The sequence below is a fragment of the Paenibacillus sp. FSL H3-0286 genome, assembly GCF_045040705.1.
In the GTDB taxonomy this organism is placed as follows: domain Bacteria; phylum Bacillota; class Bacilli; order Paenibacillales; family Paenibacillaceae; genus Paenibacillus_AQ; species Paenibacillus_AQ odorifer.
Window position 1 is genome coordinate 5,654,512 of record NZ_CP150285.1, and the last position, 21,426, is coordinate 5,675,937.

Sequence of the window (21,426 nt, forward strand, 5' to 3'; positions counted from 1 at the left end):
CGAAGTGGAGCTTCCTCAGGAATGCCTCTATCTCATTCACATATCCGCTTACATTAATCTTCCTCAGTACAACTAAGTACAATTTCTTATTCACACTTGAAGGATGTATCAAAAGTTTTCCGGCACAGGCATGAACGGAATTGTAAAAAAACAAACAAAAAAGTTCATCAGATATAGTATCTAATGAACTTTGAGTTGATTTAGTTGGTACCGGTGAGAGGACTCGAACCTCCACGGTTTCCCTCTCGATTTTGAGTCGAGCGCGTCTGCCATTCCGCCACACCGGCAAAGTATTAAGTTAAAATATGGCGCGCCCTGAGAGATTCGAACTCCCGGCCTTTTGATTCGTAGTCAAACGCTCTATCCAGCTGAGCTAAGGGCGCAAAATTTATATGGAGCGGACGACGGGAATCGAACCCGCGACCCTCGCCTTGGCAAGGCGATGCTCTACCGCTGAGCCACGTCCGCACACGGTATGTATTGATATCCGACTCACTAAAGAAGTGAGCCATGAAGGACTCGAACCTTCGACACCCTGATTAAAAGTCAGGTGCTCTACCAACTGAGCTAATGGCTCATAAAGCAAGAAAATGGCGGAACCGACGGGATTCGAACCCGCGGTCTCCTGCGTGACAGGCAGGCATGTTAGGCCAACTACACCACGGTTCCAGAAGAATAATTTCTTAATGAAAATTGGTTGCGGGGGCAGGATTTGAACCTGCGACCTTCGGGTTATGAGCCCGACGAGCTACCGGGCTGCTCCACCCCGCGTCAGTAAAAAAGTATTAATTCCCTTGGATCCCCCGGAAAGTATTCGGAATCGTCAGTGATGCATTAACTTCACTTTTGGGGATGTGTTATGGTGGAGGCTGAGGGGATCGAACCCCCGACCCTCTGCTTGTAAGGCAGATGCTCTCCCAGCTGAGCTAAGCCTCCATGTAAAGAAGCAACTTAATTATCATAACATAATCAAATCTGTAATGCAACCATTTTTTCTAGAAGTCTGAAGCTGTTTCAAGAAGAAATGGTGACCCGTATGGGATTCGAACCCATGTTACCTCCGTGAAAGGGAGGTGTCTTAACCCCTTGACCAACGGGCCGTTTTAAAAACAAATTGTTTTGACAACAAAAAATATTATATCATGTATTATTAAGTATAGCAATACCTAAACTAATTATTTTTCTTTTTACTCTTCCCTAGGTAATAGATTGATATGAAGCTTTTGAGCTATTATCTCAACGATTTCACCTATAGTTCTATCATTCGTGTCTAGATGCTGCTTAAATACCTCGTGATCAAGCCCTCTGATGCACCTGTCGATCTGCTGAGCAGCCCAAGAGTCTTTTCCTTCACTCTAATGCTTAATCTCTTAAGCAAGGTCTCTCGGGAGGCACACAAACTAAAATGATAAAGCTCTATACCTCCATCAATTAACTTGCCGATGATTTCCCTGCAATAATCCGGATTCACTAGGGTCATAGGTACGATAATTATTCCATCATATTCGCTAGCTATATTTTTCTTCGATAAATTTCATTTGCGGTTTCTGTCTTCCCTGGACCAAAAGCACCATTTATCCATATAATCATGATCATTTGCCTCCATGATACTAATTTTCATTCAAAAACCACTTCACAGTGATTGCCTATCCTTATAATAAGCTGCTAAATATCGTACAACAAAAAGACCACTGTCGATTACTCAACAGTGGTCTTGCGTGCTTGGCAACGTCCTACTCTCCCAGGACCCTTCGGTCCAAGTACCATCGGCGCTGGAGGGCTTAACGGTCGTGTTCGGGATGGGTACGCGTGGAACCCCTCCGCTATCGCCACCAAACATGCGTCTGTGAAACAGACGCTGCCGCGTGAAATTCAGTTCATCACCAGAAGTGACAATGAATTTCTAAGCGTATTTCAGGCTTGATGCCTGAAAACTGAATCCGAAACGAATCTGCATTCTACGTATAGGATAAGCCCTCGACCGATTAGTATTGGTCAGCTCCATGCATTGCTGCACTTCCACCTCCAACCTATCTACCTCGTCGTCTTCAAGGGGTCTTACTAATTGGGAAATCTCATCTTGAGGGGGGCTTCACGCTTAGATGCTTTCAGCGCTTATCCCGTCCGTACGTAGCTACCCAGCCATGCTCCTGGCGGAACAACTGGTGCACCAGCGGTACGTCCATCCCGGTCCTCTCGTACTAAGGACAGCTCCTCTCAAATTTCCTGCGCCCACGACAGATAGGGACCGAACTGTCTCACGACGTTCTGAACCCAGCTCGCGTACCGCTTTAATGGGCGAACAGCCCAACCCTTGGGACCTACTTCAGCCCCAGGATGCGATGAGCCGACATCGAGGTGCCAAACCTCCCCGTCGATGTGGACTCTTGGGGGAGATAAGCCTGTTATCCCCAGGGTAGCTTTTATCCGTTGAGCGATGGCCCTTCCATGCGGTACCACCGGATCACTAAGTCCGACTTTCGTCCCTGCTCGACTTGTAGGTCTCGCAGTCAAGCTCCCTTATGCCTTTGCACTCTGCGAATGATTTCCAACCATTCTGAGGGAACCTTGGAACGCCTCCGTTACTCTTTAGGAGGCGACCGCCCCAGTCAAACTGCCCGCCTGACACGGTCCCCGTACCCGATAAGGGCACTAGGTTAGAACCTAGATACGATCAGGGTGGTATCCCAACGGCGCCTCCACCGAAGCTTGCGCTCCGATTTCTACGGCTCCCACCTATCCTGTACAGATCGTACCCAAATTCAATATCAAGCTGCAGTAAAGCTCCATGGGGTCTTTCCGTCTTGTCGCGGGTAACCTGCATCTTCACAGGTATTAAAATTTCACCGGATCTCTCGTTGAGACAGCGCCCAAGTCGTTACGCCATTCGTGCGGGTCAGAATTTACCTGACAAGGAATTTCGCTACCTTAGGACCGTTATAGTTACGGCCGCCGTTTACTGGGGCTTCGGTTCATAGCTTCGGGTTACCCCTAACCACTCCCCTTAACCTTCCAGCACCGGGCAGGCGTCAGCCCGTATACTTCGCCTTGCGGCTTCGCACAGACCTGTGTTTTTGCTAAACAGTCGCTTGGGCCTTTTCACTGCGGCCCCCTCGTGCTATTCACACTACCGGGGCACCCCTTCTCCCGAAGTTACGGGGTCATTTTGCCGAGTTCCTTAACGAGAGTTCTTCCGCGCGCCTTAGAATTCTCTTCTCGCCTACCTGTGTCGGTTTGCGGTACGGGCACCTTCTCCTGGCTAGAGGCTTTTCTTGGCAGTGTGAGATCATGACCTTCGCTACTATAATTTTCGCTCCCCATCACAGCCCAGCCTTAATGATGTGCGGATTTGCCTACACATCAGCCTCACTGCTTAGACGGACATCCATCAGTCCGCGTCACTACCCTCCTGCGTCACCCCATCGCTCATAGCGGATTACGGTGGTACAGTAATTTCAAACTGTTGTCCTTCGACTACGCCTTTCGGCCTCGCCTTAGGTCCCGACTTACCCTGAGCGGACGAGCCTTCCTCAGGAAACCTTGGGCTTTCGGCGGATCAGATTCTCACTGATCTTTTCGTTACTCATACCGGCATTCTCACTTGTGTAGTGTCCAGCGCTCTTTTCAGTACACCTTCAACCCCTACACAACGCTCCCCTACCCCAGATACATACGTATCTAGCCATAGCTTCGGTGGTGTGTTTAGCCCCGTTACATTTTCGGCGCAGAGTCACTCGACCAGTGAGCTATTACGCACTCTTTCAATGGTGGCTGCTTCTAAGCCAACATCCTGGTTGTCTGTGCAACTCCACATCCTTTCCCACTTAACACACACTTGGGGACCTTAGCTGATGGTCTGGGCTGTTTCCCTTTTGACAATGGATCTTAGCACTCACTGTCTGACTCCCGGCAATAAGTATATGGCATTCGGAGTTTGACTGAGCTTGGTAATCCTTGCGGACCCCGCACCCAATCAGTGCTCTACCTCCACTACTCTTATACCGAGGCTAGCCCTAAAGCTATTTCGGGGAGAACCAGCTATCTCCGAGTTCGATTGGAATTTCTCCGCTACCCCCACCTCATCCCCGCACTTTTCAACGTACGTGGGTTCGGGCCTCCAGTGCGTGTTACCGCACCTTCACCCTGGACAGGGGTAGATCACACGGTTTCGGGTCTACGTCCACATACTAATTCGCCCTATTCAGACTCGCTTTCGCTGCGGCTCCACCTTCTCGGCTTAACCTTGCATGTTAAACGTAACTCGCCGGTTCATTCTACAAAAGGCACGCCATCACCCATTAATAGGGCTCTGACTTTTTGTAAGCACACGGTTTCAGGTTCTATTTCACTCCCCTTCCGGGGTGCTTTTCACCTTTCCCTCACGGTACTGTTTCACTATCGGTCGCCAGGTAGTATTTAGCCTTAGCAGATGGTCCTGCTGGATTCATACGGGGTTTCACGTGCCCCGCACTACTCGGGATCCGTCTCGGAGAGAATACAGTTTAGGTTACAGGGCTTTTACCTCTATCGCGGGCCTTTCCAGACCTCTTCACCTACCATATTCCTTTGTAACTCCATGTGAGACGTCCCACAACCCCTAAGAGCAAGCTCTTAGGTTTAGGCTGTTCCGCGTTCGCTCGCCGCTACTGACGGAATCACTATTGTTTTCTCTTCCTCAGGGTACTTAGATGTTTCAGTTCCCCTGGTCTGCCTCTACATTTCCTATGTATTCAGAAATGAGTAACTGCGAATTACCACAGCTGGGTTTCCCCATTCGGACACCCCCGGATCAAAGCTTGCTTACAGCTCCCCGAGGCAGTTTCGTTGTTCGCCACGTCCTTCGTCGGCTCCTGGCGCCTAGGCATCCTCCGTGTGCTCTTATTAGCTTAACCTTGATTTTTCCGCAGGAAAATATCATACGATGACATTCTCTTTGGAATCATCTCACTAATAACATTTACTTGTTTGCACAAGTTGCTAAAAGATGTTCTAAAACGCAAATTCGTTTCGGTATCCAGTTTTCAAGGATCAAGTCTTACTTGAGAGCTTAAACTCTCAAAACTGAGCAACGAGTGAGTAACAGGCCTAAACCTGAGTTTTGGAAGCTGAACTTCCGATTTGAATGTCCTCATTGCAGAGAACGATTCTCCATAGAAAGGAGGTGATCCAGCCGCACCTTCCGATACGGCTACCTTGTTACGACTTCACCCCAATCATCTACCCCACCTTCGGCGGCTGGCTCCCTTGCGGGTTACCCCACCGACTTCGGGTGTTGTAAACTCTCGTGGTGTGACGGGCGGTGTGTACAAGACCCGGGAACGTATTCACCGCGGCATGCTGATCCGCGATTACTAGCAATTCCGACTTCATGCAGGCGAGTTGCAGCCTGCAATCCGAACTGAGACCGGCTTTGATGGGATTGGCTCCACCTCGCGGCTTCGCTTCCCGTTGTACCGGCCATTGTAGTACGTGTGTAGCCCAGGTCATAAGGGGCATGATGATTTGACGTCATCCCCACCTTCCTCCGGTTTGTCACCGGCAGTCACTCTAGAGTGCCCAACATTACTTGCTGGCAACTAAAGTTAAGGGTTGCGCTCGTTGCGGGACTTAACCCAACATCTCACGACACGAGCTGACGACAACCATGCACCACCTGTCTCCTCTGTCCCGAAGGCCGCTGCTATCTCTAGCAGATTCAGAGGGATGTCAAGACCTGGTAAGGTTCTTCGCGTTGCTTCGAATTAAACCACATACTCCACTGCTTGTGCGGGTCCCCGTCAATTCCTTTGAGTTTCAGTCTTGCGACCGTACTCCCCAGGCGGAGTGCTTACTGTGTTAACTTCGGCACCAAGGGTATCGAAACCCCTAACACCTAGCACTCATCGTTTACGGCGTGGACTACCAGGGTATCTAATCCTGTTTGCTCCCCACGCTTTCGCGCCTCAGCGTCAGTTACAGCCCAGAAAGTCGCCTTCGCCACTGGTGTTCCTCCACATATCTACGCATTTCACCGCTACACGTGGAATTCCACTTTCCTCTTCTGTACTCAAGCCACCCAGTTTCCAGTGCGACCTCAGGTTGAGCCCAAGGTTTAAACACCAGACTTAAATAGCCGCCTGCGCGCGCTTTACGCCCAATAATTCCGGACAACGCTTGCCCCCTACGTATTACCGCGGCTGCTGGCACGTAGTTAGCCGGGGCTTTCTTCTCAGGTACCGTCACTCCGATAGCAGTTACTCTACCGGACGTTCTTCCCTGGCAACAGAGCTTTACGATCCGAAAACCTTCATCACTCACGCGGCGTTGCTCCGTCAGGCTTTCGCCCATTGCGGAAGATTCCCTACTGCTGCCTCCCGTAGGAGTCTGGGCCGTGTCTCAGTCCCAGTGTGGCCGTTCACCCTCTCAGGTCGGCTACGCATCGTCGCCTTGGTGGGCCGTTACCCCACCAACTAGCTAATGCGCCGCAGGCCCATCCCTCAGTGACAGATTGCTCCGTCTTTCATTCTTCTCTCAGGAGAAAAAAGAAATTATCCGGTATTAGCTACCGTTTCCGGTAGTTATCCCAGTCTGAAGGGCAGGTTGCCTACGTGTTACTCACCCGTCCGCCGCTAAGTTACTTTGAAAGCAAGCTTTCAAAGTAACTCCGCTCGACTTGCATGTATTAGGCACGCCGCCAGCGTTCGTCCTGAGCCAGGATCAAACTCTCCAATTAGTATTGAAAAGAGCGATATGCTCATTTTGAAACATCTGACGAGAAAATTAATTCTCTAATTTTGGATTTCACTTACGTGATTTCCTACTCACTCGTTGTTCAGTTTTCAAAGATCAAGTTCTCGTTGGCGCCGTTTAATGTCTCAGCAGCAACTCTTATACTATATCATGCTTTCTGATTTATTGCAACTCTTTTTTTCAAAGTTCTTTGCAATCTAATTCAGATTAACACTCACCAACCGAAAGCTTTATAGTTCCTCTTTGCGACTGGATTTATAATGTACCATATATCCCTATATAAAAACAATACTTAAAAATTTATATTTTATAAATAAGTGCTTTTGCCCCACTTTATTTAACATCTTTTATCCCTATTTACCTATAAAAAAACGTGTAGATTCTTAGGATACAGAATCTACACGTAAGTCAAACAACGGCTTAATATATAAATTTATTAGTTTGAAATCCAAGGATTTCTACGTTTTTTAGTACTCGCTGCTGAACCTTGAGATTTCGTAGCAGTTTTGCTTTTCTTGCTACTAGGTTGACCTGAGGTCTTTGCTTTTTTGCCTGTTACTGTTTCCTTTGCTACATTCCCCTTATTCTTGAGAGAAGCGTTAGAAGTTGACTCATCAGTCTCTGTTCTAGCCGTTTCGGGAGATTCCTGCACGAACGCTTCAGGTTCTTGAATTTCCGGCACCCGATTATGCTGCGAATAATTACCTATCCCTGGATACTGCGGATTGGATGGAATATTAGAGTTATCCGGTCCACCAAATGCTCCAAGCGTAGAAGTAGGTACCATTCCCTGATTAGGCATTCCTGCTCCATATGCGGAAAAAGCGTTTGGATTCCCATATTCAGGATAGGTGTTATATACAGGCATGTCATATGAATAAGTTTGCACTGGTTGAATATGCACGCCTCCGCACCCACAAGTTGGCCAAGGAAGGTTCGGCGTCTGTCCTCCATATTGAGGAACAGCATACGGGGAGAAATCCCCGCCAACATTCATGCCAGCAACATTAGCCTCCATCGGATTCCACTGTCCTGGACTCATATTAGGGGCAGCATTGGGATTCCATTGTTCTGGGCTCACGTTAGGCGCTGCATTGGGATTCCATTGCTCTGGGCTTATGTTTGGTGCGGCATTTGGATTCCATTGTTCCGGGCTTATGTTTGGCGCGGCATTTGGATTCCACTGTTCCGGGCTTATGTTTGGCGCTGCATTGGGATTCCACTGTTCTGGACTCATATTAGAATACATATTGCCCGAAAAATAACATGGTGAAATACATTCTGGTGCATAAGCCATTGGCTGAACATAACTTGGTGCCCAGTTCATGTTCATATTAGGGCTATTTTGATATGAATCATAGAGATAAGGATTTCCTCCCAGGCCCGGGTATCCGTTGGAATTATCCCATGAGCAATCATTGTCTGCTTTCTTCTCAGCTTTAGGTGCTTCTTGTTGAGCAATCGGTTCTTGATTTGGAACCGTAATCTGAACAAATAAACTCTGCATTTCAATTTCTTGCACTGGTGCAACTTCCATTTGCATATTAGGCGCAGGATTGGGTGCAATATTTTGTGTATTAATAGGGGCGATGTTTAGCGATGGGTGTGGTGCAGAATTGGATTCAGGTGAGATATTTGTCACTGGTTTAGGTGCAGGTTTAGCTTCTGGCTTGGTCTCTGGTTTTACTTCTGGTTTTACTTCTGGTTTAGTTTCTGGTTTAGGTGCAGGCACTACCTCAGCAGCAGGCTGTTCTTTAGGACCTGTATATTCCTTGCCACCCACCTGCGTTTTCTCTGACGCGTTAGACGGTGTATACCCAGGCTGTGTCGGTGAGGTATTGGATACTTTTTTAGGAATATTAACTACTTCCCCTAGCATAAGTACATTTGGATTCTTTAGTTGGGGATTGGCCTCAACCATATCCTTTAAAGGAATTCCCCAGGCTTTAGATAATTTCCACAAGGTATCTCCTTGTTTAACGGTGTGCTTGTAGTAAACTTCACTGTTCTCCGGTACGGATACAGGGGCCGTAGGTATTTTTACTTTGTCTCCAACCGCTAACACATTCGGATTACTGATCTGCGGGTTTGCTTCAATAATTTTTTGTAACGGCACTCCGTACTTTTGCGATAAGGCATACAAACTATCGCCTTGTTTGACAATGTGTATTTTCACGTAGCATTAACCTCCTAAAAGTTTTGTGGAGTATTGCTTTCTTTACAGCTACACAGCAAAACTGACTTCGAAAGCAAACACCCTTTTCATGGAACATTGCTCTCTTACAAAGTTATATGCGGTACAGCCGCCTCCTTCGTTACTACATCTTATGCAGCCCATGGGCGAATGACATCCCCGAAATAAAAAAAATCCTTTCATGATCCATGAAAAGATTAACCGGAGACTCCCGTTTTCTTCTGCATGTATGCATAAAAGGACTTCTGATGCGTATTCAATGCTATTTACGTTGTATGATTAGTCTTTATTCCCAAACCTTGTAGCCATCTTTATCAACCACATTACGGAACTCTTCGAGCAGCTTCAAAGTGATTGGACCCGCTTGTCCTTCACCAATGATCCGGCCGTCAATTTCACGTGCTGCAATAACCTCAGCAGCTGTGCCAGTGAAGAACACCTCGTCCGCTATATAAACATCATGCATTGTGAACGGTTCTTCTTTCAGTTTAATACCTAATTTCTCACAGAGCTCAATGATCGCCAGACGGGTAATTCCTTCAAGGGCTCCCAAGTAACATGGAGGAGTGAAAACTACACCATTTTTGATGATGAAAATGTTATCGCCCGATCCCTCAGTAACATAACCTTGAGCGTTCATCATGATGGCTTCGTCGGCTTCTGCCAAGTTGGATTGGATTTTTACTAGGATATTGTTTAGGTAATTAAGCGATTTGATCTTTGGATTGAGTGCATCCGGAATATTACGGCGTTGGGACACAGAAACTGCACGAAGTCCGTTCAAATACGCTTGTTCTGGGTAAATAGCCAGTTGCTCAACGATAATAATTACACTAGCTTTTGGACAACGACGCGGATCAAGACCTAAGTTCCCTGGTCCCCGGGACACGATCAGTCGAATATAGCCATTCCGCATGTCGTTAAGACGAATCGTTTCAGCCATAGCTTCCAGCATCTCATCATACGTTAGCGGAATGTCCAGCATGATCGATTTTGCCGAATCATACAGTCTGTCCAAATGCTCTTTACATTTAAATATATTGCCGTTATAGATACGGATACCTTCAAAAATGCCGTCTCCATACAAAAAACCGTGATCAAAAACGGATACCTTTGCATTTTCCTTCGTTACGTGTTGTCCATCCAAATAGATCCATTGCTCAGCCATGAATTTACTGCACCTCCGCTTTCTCTTCCTCATAGGTGTATGTGGGATACGAGCCCAGAATCCTTACCTGACAGCCTAAAGCACTAATTTCTTCAATAGCCCCTGGCAGCAGAACAGATTCTATCGGTTCCAGCACATCAATATAAAAATAATAAGTACCCAGCTTCTTCTTCGTTGGTCGTGATTCAATACGCGATAAATTCAGTTTCCGCCAGGAAAAAGCAGCAAGCACCTGATGCAAGGCACCTGGAAAATCCTCTGGCAGCGTTACTAGAACACTCGTCTTTACTCCTGTGCTGCTCCGCGGAAGATCTATCTTCTGTGGACCAACCAGGACAAACCGTGTGTAGTTGTTGTTGTGATCTGTAATTTGCCGATCTACAATCTCCAGCCCATGAGTAGCGGCGCCAAGAGCGGTACCGATAGCAGCCCAGCCCTTACCGGGATTGTTTTTGACGATTTCCACAGCTTCAGAGGTACTTCCGACCGACTCCAGTTCAGCCCAAGGGGCATGCTTACGAACAAATTGCATGCATTGTGCCATTGCTACTGGATGCGAAAGGATTTTTACCATCTTGGTGAAATCCTTGTTGCCGTCTGTATCTGTGAATTCCCTTGGGTTACCGATAAGATTCTGTATCGATGGAAAAATCCATTCCGTCTGCATTGGCAGATCCACTTCATTGATGAGCCAATCGATGTGAAGACTAACTGAGCCTTCAATGGTATTTTCAATCGGAATCACGCTGTAATCGGTGGTACCATTCGCCGTAGAGAGAAATACATCGGAAATTAACTTGTGATGCACAAGCTTTACAGGTTCACCGTTAAACAAATGCAGCAGCGCTTCGTGGGATACCGAGCCCTGCGGCAATACCGCTATTGATTTCATGACCGTACTCCTTTTATCATATCCAAAAATGATACGTTTTGCATCTCGTTTATTTCGAGCAGCTCTGTAGTAACTCCAGAAGCACAAGGTGTTAACCAGCAGGTCCGAGCGGAAATGCCATGTTCCTGCATCGTATTCTTCAAGAAGGCCTCAAGCTCACTCTTACGGGTCTCTTGGCGATCCACTAAACATAGCAGAGTCGGTCCAGCACCGCTAAGTGCGATCCCTAAAGCACCGTGTTCAGGAGCTTCTGCGAGCAGCTTCTCCATGCCCGGTATAAGCGGTGCACGATACGGCTGATGCAGGCGATCCTGCATCGCTCTGCTAAGCAGGTCAAGCCGGCCTGATGCCAGCGAAGCCGTCAATAGAGAGGTTCTGCTAATGTTGTACACAGCATCACTAACTGAGATTTCTGTTGGAAGCAATCCCCGCGCTTTTGTGGTTTCCAGTTCGAATTCAGGAATAACCACCAGCACCTCAAGATTTTGTGGTGGTTCTAGCCGAACATAATCCGCATGTTCACCATCCCACACGGCAGTAATAATGCCGCCAAACAAGGAGGCACCCACATTATCGGGATGTTTCTCAAGCTGGGTAGCCATATCAAACAGCTTAGCATTATCCAGCGGAGAGCCAATCATTGTGTTCGCTGCGGCCATTCCGCCAATAATAGCTGAGGCACTGCTGCCGAGTCCACGCGTAAGCGGAATCTCCGAGTACATGGATATCGATAATTCAGGCACCGTAACGCCTGCCTCTGCAAATACCATTTGAGCGACCTTATAGAGTAAATTACTCTTATCCTGAGCCACTCCATTCATCTCATCACCATATAGATGAAAAACAGTCTCCTCTGCTTCCTCCATCTCAATCCAGGCATATAGCGGCAAAGCCATACCCAGAGTATCGAAGCCCGGACCAAGATTGGCAGTACTAGCAGGCACTTTAACCCTAGCTCTTCCGTAAATACTCATAACAGGTACAATCTCCTTACTATGTTTTGAAATATGAAAGTATTAGTTCAGTGGCTTGGTTAACCTTCCACACGATAATGGCTCTTAATCCGGCGGATGACTTTCAGCTCCTCGAAATGGCGCAGCACTTTGTTCATGCTTGCTTTACTAGCGTTATGAGTGACAATAATGATCTCCGCATCAGGATTATTGGGATTGGCTTGCTGAACTACTGAATCCAAACTTACATCATATTCGGCAAACACTTGAGTAATCTTAGCCAATACCCCTGCTTTATCATCAACATGCAGAAGCAAAAAATTTTTATAAAAAATAGCTTCATCACTCTTAAGCTTTTTCTGCTTGTAAGGTACTTTTTGCTTCAATCCATTCACACCTAGTTTAAGGTTCTTAATGACAGCTACCAAATCAGCTACCACTGAGGTTGCAGTTGGCATTGCGCCCGCACCCGCACCGTAGAACATGGTCTCTCCCACTGCTTCCCCGTATACGTAAACTGCGTTGAACACGCCATTGACAGAAGCCAAGGGATGACTAGCCCGAATCAAGGTTGGCTGAACACTGATGCTGAATTCTTCATCCTGACGTTCAGCGATGCCTAACAGCTTAATTTCATATCCGAGACGTTTCGCAAAGGCGATATCCGCCTTACTCACCTGAGAAATCCCACTCACACTTACATCATGCAGCTCCACGTTAGTACGGAAACCTAAGGTTCCGAGAATCGCCATTTTGCGGGCAGCGTCCAGGCCTTCCACATCCGAGGTTGGATCAGACTCTGCGTATCCCAGATCCTGCGCTTCTTTTAACACATCATTATAGGATGCGCCTTCTTGGCTCATTTTGGTTAGTATGTAATTAGTCGTTCCATTCACGATACCTATAATCTTCATAATCTTATCTGAGGAAAAGCCCTCGATAAGTGTGCGGATAATCGGAATGCCTCCTGCTACGCTAGCCTCATAAAAGACATCACATTGCTTCTCCTGCGCCTTAGCAAGAATCTCCGAGCCGTGCAGCGCCATCAAATCCTTGTTCGCAGTTACGACATGTTTACCGCGTTCCAAAGCTTCAAGAATATATTCTTTGGTTCCCGCGATTCCCCCCATAACTTCAACGATGACATCAATTTCAGGATCACGAATCACATCCCATGGATCTGTCGTTATTTTAGCAGGATCAACCTCGATTTCGCGTGGTTTATTAGAATTATTCACAGCTATACGTTCAATGACAATTGAAGAGCCTACCTGGCTGCTTAAATCCTCTTGATTCCCTTCCACGATACGAACTACACCTGTGCCTACTGTTCCCAGGCCCAGCAACCCCACTTTAACCGGCTTCATCTGTCTCCTCCTAAAAGTTTACGAATATAGTTCCTATCCCTGTCCAACGATTAAAGCACGCTTCACTCCTGGAATCTCTTTCAGACTATCCAGCATCTCTCCGAGTTCCTCATTTAAGTGTGAAATTTCTACGGAGATCACCACATTTGCCCGCCCTTGCAGCGGAATACTCTGGTGAATCGTCAACACATTAGCCCCATGTCCCGCTACAGAGCCTAGTACCTTGGAAAGCATTCCAGATTCGTGCTCCAAATCCATGGAAATCGTAACGATCCGCTCTCGTTCGAGCTGATGGATCAAGTGAATTCCATCCTTGTATTTATAAAAAGCGCTTCGGCTTAATCCCACCTGCTCTACACCTTCATTTACGGTCTTCGCATCCCCGGCCTCAAGCAATTGTTTAACCTGCATAGTCTTAAGTACAGCATCAGGCAATATGTCCTCCCGGACCAAATAATAGCGTTCTCTCACGAACGTCCTCACCTCAAAGACTTTTGTGTTTTCTTAGTGGACATTATATCGGAAAAGGCTTGTAAAATGCAATAACTTTATCTGGATGCTCCAAGGCCGGGTAGTTAGGTGTAGTAAAACCCCCGGATTCCCGGGGGCAGAAGGCAATCGTATGTACACTAACTGTATGGAATCGTCGTCCCGCAATAGTCACAGATTTTATCCTGCCCTGGAAGTACTCTACTCTTAGCACCGCAACTCGGACAAACGATGGATTTCGGCAGTTGGACAGGTGGCTTAGGCCTATTCTCCGGCAATGACTGCCGCCCAGATGATGGCTGGTTCTCTGATGCCGCGGAGGGCTGTGCCCGGTCAGGATGTACAAGATTGGGCGGTTGTTTATCTAAGAGCTTAACACGTCCTTCATAATAGACAAGATCAGAAGCAAGTAACCCCCATCTCACCAAATACCGTAGGTCTCTACGTACATCATCTTCACTTTGTCTCGTGATATCAGCTAAATTACCAATATGCCTAACATCATCCACTACGATCAGCATGAGATACTTCTTGCACAGAAAATCAAAGTTTTCTGTTGCAAAGGTAGCCCTCCCTGCAAAGCTGTCCGCCGGAATTATAAAGATCACGTAGAGGACCACCAGAATGATCAATAAAGTGTACCACTTAAAATCCCCTTTGTAGGTCCCCACGGCGAAGAGGACAGCAAGTTCCATAAAAGCTCCCATACATACATGATAGAGCAATTTGTAGTTAAATGATTTCCGCTCATTCTTATAATGAGTGCTTACAAAACGAAGCATCGCAAGTACAAACCCAAGCGGAGCAAACAAATAGGCAATCGCCATGATGATTCGATCAAACACTGTCCGGTCTCGCTTGTTACGGTAGCGAAGATTATTCTCAGGCGCACGCACCAGTGCTTGTGCCCGTTTGGAATAAATAAGCTTCGGCGGCAATTTTACAAATGGATTGTCTACACGTCCTTCATAATAAACAATATCTGGAGAAAGCACTCCCTGATCTTTTAAATATTCCAAAACCTCGCGGACATTCTCTTCACTGAATCCGCGAATATCGGATAGGCTGCCGATATGCCTTATGCCGTCCACAAGAACCAATGCGATATAGTCATTGCAAAGATAGGTGAATCCCTCTCTCCATCCTACGGCCCTAACCGACAATTTGATGGCGGGAATCCTAAACAATGCGTAGATAATCACCAGCCTGATCAAGAGTGCGACATAATCGATTTGACCGAGTAGCTTGCTAATAATGAAATAGATCGCCAATTCTACAAAGGCACCCATACACGCATGATAAAACAGGTTGATATTGCTTGCTTTGCGCTGTCTCTTGGAATGTGTAGATAATAACCGAATGGCAGCCAATATAAAGCCAACCGGAGCAAATACATACGCAAACACAATAGTCGTATAATCAAACGCCGTCCGCTCATATTCATGCTTGTACACAGGTTTTCCCGATGTCGGCGGCTGTCTGCGTATATCCAATCCACTCATTTTGTCTTTAATCCCCTTATTTATGTAATCCTATATGCGATGCAGCTAATCTGTTGGTTGACGGCATTAATTGTACGGGATCTTCGTTCCACAGTAATCACAGCTTTTAGATTGGCTTGGGAGCACAGTATTCTGGGCTCCGCACCCCGGACAACGGATAGACTTAGGCAGTTGCGGCGGAGACTGAGGCTGCGCAGGTATCTGCTGCCCCGATGCTTGGGTTCTCCCCGTTCCTCCAAAGCCCGAAGTACTTTCAGGGTAACCTTGATTAGCTGCTGATGGTTCTGGCGTCTGGCGCCCTTCGGATAATGCGACATCAATATCAAGCAGTCCTTTATCCTTCAGATACTGGACATCTCTCCGTACATCACTTTCACTTTGGCCTATTCGTTCAGATATACTGCCAATATGCCGGATATTCTTATTTCGAATCAGCTCTATATAAGAAGTGTTAAGCTTAGAAAGGGTATATTTAGCTTTCGCTGTCACACTGGCCAGTATAAAAGCTGGAGTCAAAAACATGATTGCAATTAAAATAAGCGTTGATACTAATTCAGAAGTTCCAAATTCCCCATTGAGCGCACTAGAAAACATAGCAATAGAAAGTTCAACAAACCCACCAATAAATACATGCATCAGCAGATTGAGGTTAGTCGGTCTACGGTAATTTTTGTAATGCGTTGTCATCAAACGTAACAAGGCAAGCACAAGTCCAACTGGCATCAGCAGATAAGCAGCCGCGAGAATAACATAATCAAACCCGGTACGTTCGTATTTAAGCCGGGGAACGGCTGCATTTCCTCCCGGGAGCGGTGACGGCTCTTGTAGGTTCAAACTGTTCATGTAGTAAACTCCTCCTATTTAAGTGCCGCTAATTCACGGTTACGCCGCTGAAGTGTAGACTTTATACTCTCTGACATCTCATTTACTTCTACCTGCCAGCCCTCATGTGGCTCTTGGGTCGCCAGCAGTAGCTTCACGTGATCATGTAACAGAGAAATCTGCTGCTGCAGAATATCCTCTGTAGCATATAAAGACGGTTCTGATATCGGATCACTGTACTTAAATTTTTCCTCCAACATATCTAACACGTTCACTAGCTGCTCGGATTCGGAATTCTTCCAGCTACTAGCCAGCTCACTCATTTCAGTTAATTCGTTCTGATACCGCCGAAACTTTTGTAAAGACCTTTTGGCTTGCTGTTCCCCTGCCCCAGCATTCCACCCGTAAAGCCCTATCGCGGCCAAAGTGATCGCTCCTAACACAAGAATCAGCAATTGTTCGGCTGCGTACCACAAGGCGGGTAACTCCAGCAGCCAATCGAAGAGTAAGGCCGATACAAATACGATGGCTGCATAGATTCCCGTAATGATTGCGCCGCTGATAAGAACAGGCGGAGTCTGCTGAATGCTACTTGCAGTTCGGAGCCAAAAAATACAATAGCCATAGATTACACTCTCTGCTAGCAGAACCGCGGATAAAGAAATTATGAACCGAAACAGTGAGTCGGAGAAACCTAATCCAATAAACGAGAACACTGTCAGTACTATAGCTACCGCATAAATGATGGTAATAATGTATATATATCTCCTGCTTTTGTTCATTAGGTCCTCCTTAGCCTGCTTTTGTTCCGCACTCTGCACAGAATTTTTGTCCAGCTTTCAGCTCATGTCCACAGCCGCTGCATTTAATCACCATGCTGTCTCCACAATGAGGACAGAATTTCACCCCTGGCGCTACCATAGTCCCACATTTACCGCAAGCTTTAGGCATTTCTTTTCCACAGGAGACACAAGAAGCCGCTCCCTCAGGATTATCTGCTTTACAGGATGGGCAAGGACGATAAGGATTCCCGCAACCTGGACAGAACTTAGCTCCCGCATTTAGTTCATGCCCGCATTCAAAACATTTGATCTTGTTCGCAGAGGGAGAACCTTGCGGGTTGCCTCCAAGCGCCTGCCCACAACCGCTGCAGAACCGTCCCTCTACTGGATTCATAACTCCACACTTAGAGCAGGAACGCTGCTCTTGACGTATAACTGTAGTCCCTGAATCCAAGTTCATCCCTCTAGTCATACGGTTCACCATATCCATAGCGGGTCCAGCAAATCCCATTCCAAGTCCAAGCCCCATCCCGGTGTTCATCATGCCCACTCCAAGATTGCCGGGATTACCTGCCGCTTCTTCCATCGTGTCAAAACCACGCTCCTGCTGATAGGTGAAGCCCATGATATCCATTTCCGCTTTTTTAGCCAAAGCTTCCTTCAAACGAATCGTTGCCGGATCATCCTCTGGAATATTGATCGAATCAATATAGAAATTATTCAGCTCAATGCCATTATCCAAGAAAGCCGAGGCTAGCCGGCCCTGAATATGTTTGGAGATCTCTGCAACATAAGCATTAATCTCCAGTATGCTGATTTGCTTGTGCACAAGGTAAGAAGAAATAAGTTCATTTATATTCGACATCAGCAGTCCGCGGAAATAACTGATAAGCGTTTCATGATCAAACTGCGGGAGCGTCCCTACGAGCTTCAGCAAGAATTTTCGCGGATCATCGATTTTTACACCAAACTGCCCAAAAGAACGAACAGAAATCATAATTTTGTATTTGGGATCCTGAAGCTGCAAAGGTGAGCTCGTTCCCCATTTGACATTCATCGAATTCGTCTTATTCACATACCATACTTCAGCCGTAAATGGTGATTTTCCACCAAAAGGAAGATTAACGATATTGGATAAAATAGGTATATTAGCGGTGCTTAGCGTGTGCCGCCCAGCTGTAAAAGAATCAAGCGCTTGTCCGCCCTTGAATAGAATCGCTTCCTGGGATTCATTAACGATTAGTTGTGTCCATGTCCCCAGCTCCTGGTTAGGATATTTCCATGCAAATATACCTGGAGGACCGTCATACTTCACCACTTCTATAATTGCCATCTGCTATTCCTTCTTTCATTATCTTATATATAAATAACGTGTACGCTCCCAAATGGGAATTAGTGTATTTCGATATTTATTGTATACGATATATATCGTGTTTTGGGTTCTTTTATTGAAAAAAATTACTGATCTCCTCACAAAAAAAGCGCCAACTATGCTATCCCTTTACAGGAAAACCATAGTTGGCGCTTCATAGTCAGCTAAATATTAATAGTAGCTGCTGTTCTCAACGAATTCGAATTCGAAATCAGCGATACGGACAATCGTTCCTTCTACAGCACCACGTTTACGAAGCTCGGCATCTACACCCATATGACGCAAAGTCCGTGCCAGCTTGAGAATCGCATCATGTGTGCTAAGCTGCATGCGCTTCAGCATACGTTCGATACGTGGGCTTGTGACCACAAACGCCTCGTTATCACGTGTAATAGTAAACGAATTATCCTCTTCTGCTTCCAGCTTATACACCTTACGTTCAGTAGTTTCAGCAACTTCCTCAACCACCGGCGCAACCGGAATGCTGTCGAGAATATCCGTTGCACGATATAGGAGCTCCTGAACACCCTGACGGGTAAGGGATGAAATTGGCATGATTTCTAAATCCGGCCGCACCTCAGCTACGCGTTCGCGGAAAGAAATAAGATTCTCTTCTGATTCAGGCATATCCATCTTATTCGCCGCCACAATCTGCGGACGATCGATTAGACTAGCATTGTACTGCTTCAGCTCATCATTAATTAGAACCCAATCCTCGAAGGGATCACGGCCCTCAGAGCCAGACATATCAACTACATGAATGATGATACGCGTACGTTCAACGTGACGCAGGAATTCGTGACCCAGACCTATGCCTTCACTAGCTCCCTCGATTAATCCAGGCAGATCCGCCATCACAAAGCTTCGGCCATCCCCAACATCCACTACCCCTAAATTCGGTGTAATTGTTGTGAAATGGTAAGCTCCGATTTTGGGCTGAGCAGCGGACACAACCGACAGCAACGTAGATTTACCCACACTCGGGAAGCCTACAAGCCCTACATCAGCCATTACCTTAAGTTCCATAACAACATAACGCTCTTGGCCTTCTTCACCGTTCTCCGCAAGCTCTGGTGCAGTATTATTAGCTGTGGCAAAACGGGTGTTACCCCGGCCTCCACGGCCTCCACGTGCAACTACAACCTGTTGTCCATGACGCGTCATATCGGCAATGATCTCTTGCGTATCATCGTCAATCAGAATGGTTCCTGGCGGAATACGAACGATCATATGATCCGCATTCGCTCCATGTTGGCTTTTGTTCCGTCCTTTAATCCCTTTGTCAGCTTTGAAGTGGCGCTGATAACGGAAGTCCATCAACGTGCGCAGTCCCTCATCTACACGGAAAATAACGTCGCCTCCACGGCCTCCGTCACCACCGGCAGGACCACCCTCCGGTACATATTTCTCCCGGCGAAACGCAACGAGACCATCCCCGCCGTCACCGCCTTTAACATAAATCTTAGCTTTATCTACGAACATAAATGTTCACCTTCCTCACATTTCAAGCGGTAATCGCAGCTCTACATAAGCCCTGCTAGGCTTAAACTGCTCTGCTTTCATGATTTTTCCTTGTACTATATTATAAATTTGCCCTTTGAGCAGCTCGGGATTGCCATGCTCCCCCTCGCCTTCGAAGGAGATAAGAATGTCTCCTCCATCCTGAAAAAAGCCAAGGCGCAGCTTGCGCGTCTCCCCCTGAGGAGCCAGCCCGTTGTACTGATAAGCCCGTATGGTCTGCATAATCACTGAAGTCAGCTCATCTCCTGCTTCTGGATTTAGCTTGTCCTCTAGCTGCAACCCTTCCTCCACCTGAACTTCCAATTCCAGACTAGACCTGTTAGTTCGGAAGGATTGGATATAGAAAACCAATGAAGGAATGCCCAACTTAGCGATACGACTATCAAGTGCTATGCGTTCCTTTATTCTTTCCACACACTCCACGGATTTATTAGGCTTTCCAAGCTGAATATATCCGTATAGAATCTGCAAATCGTTCATCCAATCATGTCGATGATGATTCAGTGTCCGAATCGCCGCCTGTTGCAGAGTGTTCTCTTGTATACGCAGCTCCCGTTCATAATGACGCTGGCTCCAGATAAAACTGAAAGCAACGATTGCCACTACCCAGACTCCGAGTAATAGACACGTCAGAAGAGAAGTATGCCAATACAAAAGACCTAAAGGAAGCATTACGGATAACATGACTGCCCAGATTGCACTTTTCCAGGATTTCATTCTTTCTCCCCGTCCCTCAGTTCGCAAAATTCATGACTTCGTTTAGATAATTTGTTTTGTTAGTATCATTTACCATTTCCTAGTATAACACACGCGTTCACTGTAGTTCACCAGAGATAATAACGAGAATTTCACATCTATCTAACCATTCCAACTTTGCAACACAAATAATTATGAATATTCTACAAAAAAGCCTCCGGCACTCATGCCGGAGGCTTCTACTTGCTCATATGGTCCGTAAGCTTACGCTTCCAGTGCCGCTGCTACCGGAGCGACATCAACTGGGTACACGCTCACTTTTTTGCGATCGCGGCCCCAACGTTCGAACTTCACTACGCCATCCACCATTGCGAACAAAGTATCATCTTTACCGATGCCTACGTTAGTTCCTGGGTGAATTTTTGTTCCGCGTTGACGAACCAAGATGTTACCGCCGGTTACTGCTTGACCGTCAGCACGTTTCACGCCAAGACGTTTGGAATGGGAATCCCGTCCGTTTTTTGTGGAACCTACACCTTTTTTCGATGCGAACAATTGAAGATTCAATTTCAACATGTTGTCAACCTCCTTCTTTAAATATTTACTTGCTGTATTTGAATATACTTCCCGTATGATTCTGCGATATCATTCAGCATCACGACCATGGATTCAAGCAGCAATTGTACCTTCGCGGAAGTATCGAAATCTTCAACAGAACTTAATGTTCCACTTAAGAATCCGTTCTTCATGGACGTGTCCATGGAGATTCCGGTCAAGGTCTCAATCGAATTGACGGTTCCAACTGTTACAGCGGATACCCCGGCACATACGATATCTTCGCCACGCTTCGCATAACCCGCATGCCCCTTAACCTCAAAGCCAACGATAGTTCCTAGATCCGATAATCGTGTAATCCGCACGCTAATCATTAACGCACCT

Annotated in this window: 14 protein-coding genes, 8 tRNA genes and 3 rRNA genes; all 25 read right to left on the reverse strand. The window is 46.7% G+C overall.

Features of this window, described 5'->3' with window-relative positions; translation table 11 throughout:
- Nucleotides 1-205: 205 nt before the first annotated feature.
- Nucleotides 206-287 (reverse strand) — tRNA-Leu (locus MHB37_RS25300).
- Nucleotides 288-306: 19 nt separating this feature from the next.
- Nucleotides 307-383: transfer RNA gene (locus MHB37_RS25305), tRNA-Arg, on the reverse strand.
- Between the two features lie 10 nt (nucleotides 384-393).
- Nucleotides 394-468: transfer RNA gene (locus tag MHB37_RS25310), tRNA-Gly, on the reverse strand.
- A 36-nt stretch (nucleotides 469-504) separates the two neighbouring features.
- Nucleotides 505-577, reverse strand: a tRNA-Lys gene (locus MHB37_RS25315).
- 14 nt (nucleotides 578-591) lie between these two features.
- A tRNA-Asp gene (locus MHB37_RS25320) sits at nucleotides 592-669 on the reverse strand.
- A 25-nt stretch (nucleotides 670-694) separates the two neighbouring features.
- Nucleotides 695-771: transfer RNA gene (locus tag MHB37_RS25325), tRNA-Met, on the reverse strand.
- An 89-nt stretch (nucleotides 772-860) separates the two neighbouring features.
- A tRNA-Val gene (locus MHB37_RS25330) sits at nucleotides 861-936 on the reverse strand.
- 89 nt (nucleotides 937-1,025) lie between these two features.
- Nucleotides 1,026-1,100: transfer RNA gene (locus MHB37_RS25335), tRNA-Glu, on the reverse strand.
- A 620-nt stretch (nucleotides 1,101-1,720) separates the two neighbouring features.
- Nucleotides 1,721-1,837 (reverse strand): 5S ribosomal RNA (gene rrf, locus MHB37_RS25340).
- A 128-nt stretch (nucleotides 1,838-1,965) separates the two neighbouring features.
- A 23S ribosomal RNA gene (locus MHB37_RS25345) occupies nucleotides 1,966-4,892 on the reverse strand.
- 262 nt (nucleotides 4,893-5,154) lie between these two features.
- Nucleotides 5,155-6,712 (reverse strand): 16S ribosomal RNA (locus MHB37_RS25350).
- Together the 16S, 23S and 5S rRNA genes form the textbook arrangement of a ribosomal RNA operon.
- A 453-nt stretch (nucleotides 6,713-7,165) precedes the next feature.
- The gene (locus MHB37_RS25355) at nucleotides 7,166-8,905 is read right to left on the reverse strand and encodes a LysM peptidoglycan-binding domain-containing protein (protein WP_405168657.1); all 1,740 of its coding nucleotides are present in this window, start codon (nucleotides 8,903-8,905) and stop codon (nucleotides 7,166-7,168) included.
- A gap of 304 nt (nucleotides 8,906-9,209) precedes the next feature.
- Nucleotides 9,210-10,091 carry a branched-chain-amino-acid transaminase gene (gene ilvE / locus MHB37_RS25360; RefSeq protein WP_036685189.1) on the reverse strand — a complete coding sequence of 294 codons (882 nt, stop codon included), beginning with the start codon at nucleotides 10,089-10,091 and terminating at the stop codon, nucleotides 9,210-9,212.
- 4 nt (nucleotides 10,092-10,095) lie between these two features.
- On the reverse strand, nucleotides 10,096-10,983 hold the full coding sequence (gene pheA, locus MHB37_RS25365; protein ID WP_036685188.1) for a prephenate dehydratase: 888 nt from the start codon (nucleotides 10,981-10,983) through the stop codon (nucleotides 10,096-10,098).
- Nucleotides 10,980-11,957, reverse strand: a complete 978-nt coding sequence (gene thrB, locus MHB37_RS25370) for a homoserine kinase (RefSeq protein ID WP_038573028.1) — start codon at nucleotides 11,955-11,957, stop codon at nucleotides 10,980-10,982. The genes pheA and thrB overlap by 4 nt, the downstream gene beginning before the upstream one ends.
- A gap of 59 nt (nucleotides 11,958-12,016) precedes the next feature.
- Entirely contained in the window at nucleotides 12,017-13,303 is a 1,287-nt protein-coding gene (locus MHB37_RS25375; protein ID WP_036685184.1) for a homoserine dehydrogenase, read from the reverse strand.
- 33 nt (nucleotides 13,304-13,336) lie between these two features.
- On the reverse strand, nucleotides 13,337-13,774 hold the full coding sequence (locus tag MHB37_RS25380; protein ID WP_038573029.1) for an ACT domain-containing protein: 438 nt from the start codon (nucleotides 13,772-13,774) through the stop codon (nucleotides 13,337-13,339).
- A gap of 158 nt (nucleotides 13,775-13,932) precedes the next feature.
- Complete coding sequence (locus MHB37_RS25385; protein WP_076129385.1) at nucleotides 13,933-15,294, reverse strand: hypothetical protein; 1,362 nt, start codon at nucleotides 15,292-15,294, stop codon at nucleotides 13,933-13,935.
- 66 nt (nucleotides 15,295-15,360) lie between these two features.
- A complete protein-coding gene (locus tag MHB37_RS25390; RefSeq protein ID WP_248549646.1) occupies nucleotides 15,361-16,137 on the reverse strand; it encodes a hypothetical protein in 777 nt (258 codons plus the stop codon).
- Nucleotides 16,138-16,151: 14 nt separating this feature from the next.
- Complete coding sequence (locus tag MHB37_RS25395; protein WP_076129386.1) at nucleotides 16,152-16,898, reverse strand: hypothetical protein; 747 nt, start codon at nucleotides 16,896-16,898, stop codon at nucleotides 16,152-16,154.
- A 10-nt stretch (nucleotides 16,899-16,908) separates the two neighbouring features.
- On the reverse strand, nucleotides 16,909-18,231 hold the full coding sequence (locus MHB37_RS25400; protein WP_038573034.1) for an SPFH domain-containing protein: 1,323 nt from the start codon (nucleotides 18,229-18,231) through the stop codon (nucleotides 16,909-16,911).
- 210 nt (nucleotides 18,232-18,441) lie between these two features.
- Entirely contained in the window at nucleotides 18,442-19,752 is a 1,311-nt protein-coding gene (obgE, locus tag MHB37_RS25405) for a GTPase ObgE (RefSeq protein ID WP_036685174.1), read from the reverse strand.
- A 15-nt stretch (nucleotides 19,753-19,767) separates the two neighbouring features.
- Nucleotides 19,768-20,508 carry a Spo0B domain-containing protein gene (locus MHB37_RS25410; protein WP_076105522.1) on the reverse strand — a complete coding sequence of 247 codons (741 nt, stop codon included), beginning with the start codon at nucleotides 20,506-20,508 and terminating at the stop codon, nucleotides 19,768-19,770.
- A 243-nt stretch (nucleotides 20,509-20,751) separates the two neighbouring features.
- A complete protein-coding gene (gene rpmA / locus MHB37_RS25415) occupies nucleotides 20,752-21,063 on the reverse strand; it encodes a 50S ribosomal protein L27 (RefSeq protein WP_036685171.1) in 312 nt (103 codons plus the stop codon).
- 17 nt (nucleotides 21,064-21,080) lie between these two features.
- Nucleotides 21,081-21,416 (reverse strand): ribosomal-processing cysteine protease Prp, encoded by a 336-nt coding sequence (locus tag MHB37_RS25420; protein WP_036685168.1) that lies wholly within the window; start codon nucleotides 21,414-21,416, stop codon nucleotides 21,081-21,083.
- Between the last annotated feature and the right edge of the window lie 10 nt (nucleotides 21,417-21,426).

Coding starts and splice junctions, on each gene's coding strand:
- ilvE (WP_036685189.1), bottom strand. CDS start 10,091: ATGGCTGAGCAATGGATCTATTTGGATGGACAACACGTAACGAAGGAA.
- pheA (WP_036685188.1), bottom strand. CDS start 10,983: ATGAAATCAATAGCGGTATTGCCGCAGGGCTCGGTATCCCACGAAGCG.
- thrB (WP_038573028.1), bottom strand. CDS start 11,957: ATGAGTATTTACGGAAGAGCTAGGGTTAAAGTGCCTGCTAGTACTGCC.
- MHB37_RS25375 (WP_036685184.1), bottom strand. CDS start 13,303: ATGAAGCCGGTTAAAGTGGGGTTGCTGGGCCTGGGAACAGTAGGCACA.
- MHB37_RS25385 (WP_076129385.1), bottom strand. CDS start 15,294: ATGAGTGGATTGGATATACGCAGACAGCCGCCGACATCGGGAAAACCT.
- MHB37_RS25390 (WP_248549646.1), bottom strand. CDS start 16,137: ATGAACAGTTTGAACCTACAAGAGCCGTCACCGCTCCCGGGAGGAAAT.
- MHB37_RS25395 (WP_076129386.1), bottom strand. CDS start 16,898: ATGAACAAAAGCAGGAGATATATATACATTATTACCATCATTTATGCG.
- MHB37_RS25400 (WP_038573034.1), bottom strand. CDS start 18,231: ATGGCAATTATAGAAGTGGTGAAGTATGACGGTCCTCCAGGTATATTT.
- obgE (WP_036685174.1), bottom strand. CDS start 19,752: ATGTTCGTAGATAAAGCTAAGATTTATGTTAAAGGCGGTGACGGCGGG.
- MHB37_RS25410 (WP_076105522.1), bottom strand. CDS start 20,508: ATGAAATCCTGGAAAAGTGCAATCTGGGCAGTCATGTTATCCGTAATG.
- rpmA (WP_036685171.1), bottom strand. CDS start 21,063: ATGTTGAAATTGAATCTTCAATTGTTCGCATCGAAAAAAGGTGTAGGT.
- MHB37_RS25420 (WP_036685168.1), bottom strand. CDS start 21,416: ATGATTAGCGTGCGGATTACACGATTATCGGATCTAGGAACTATCGTT.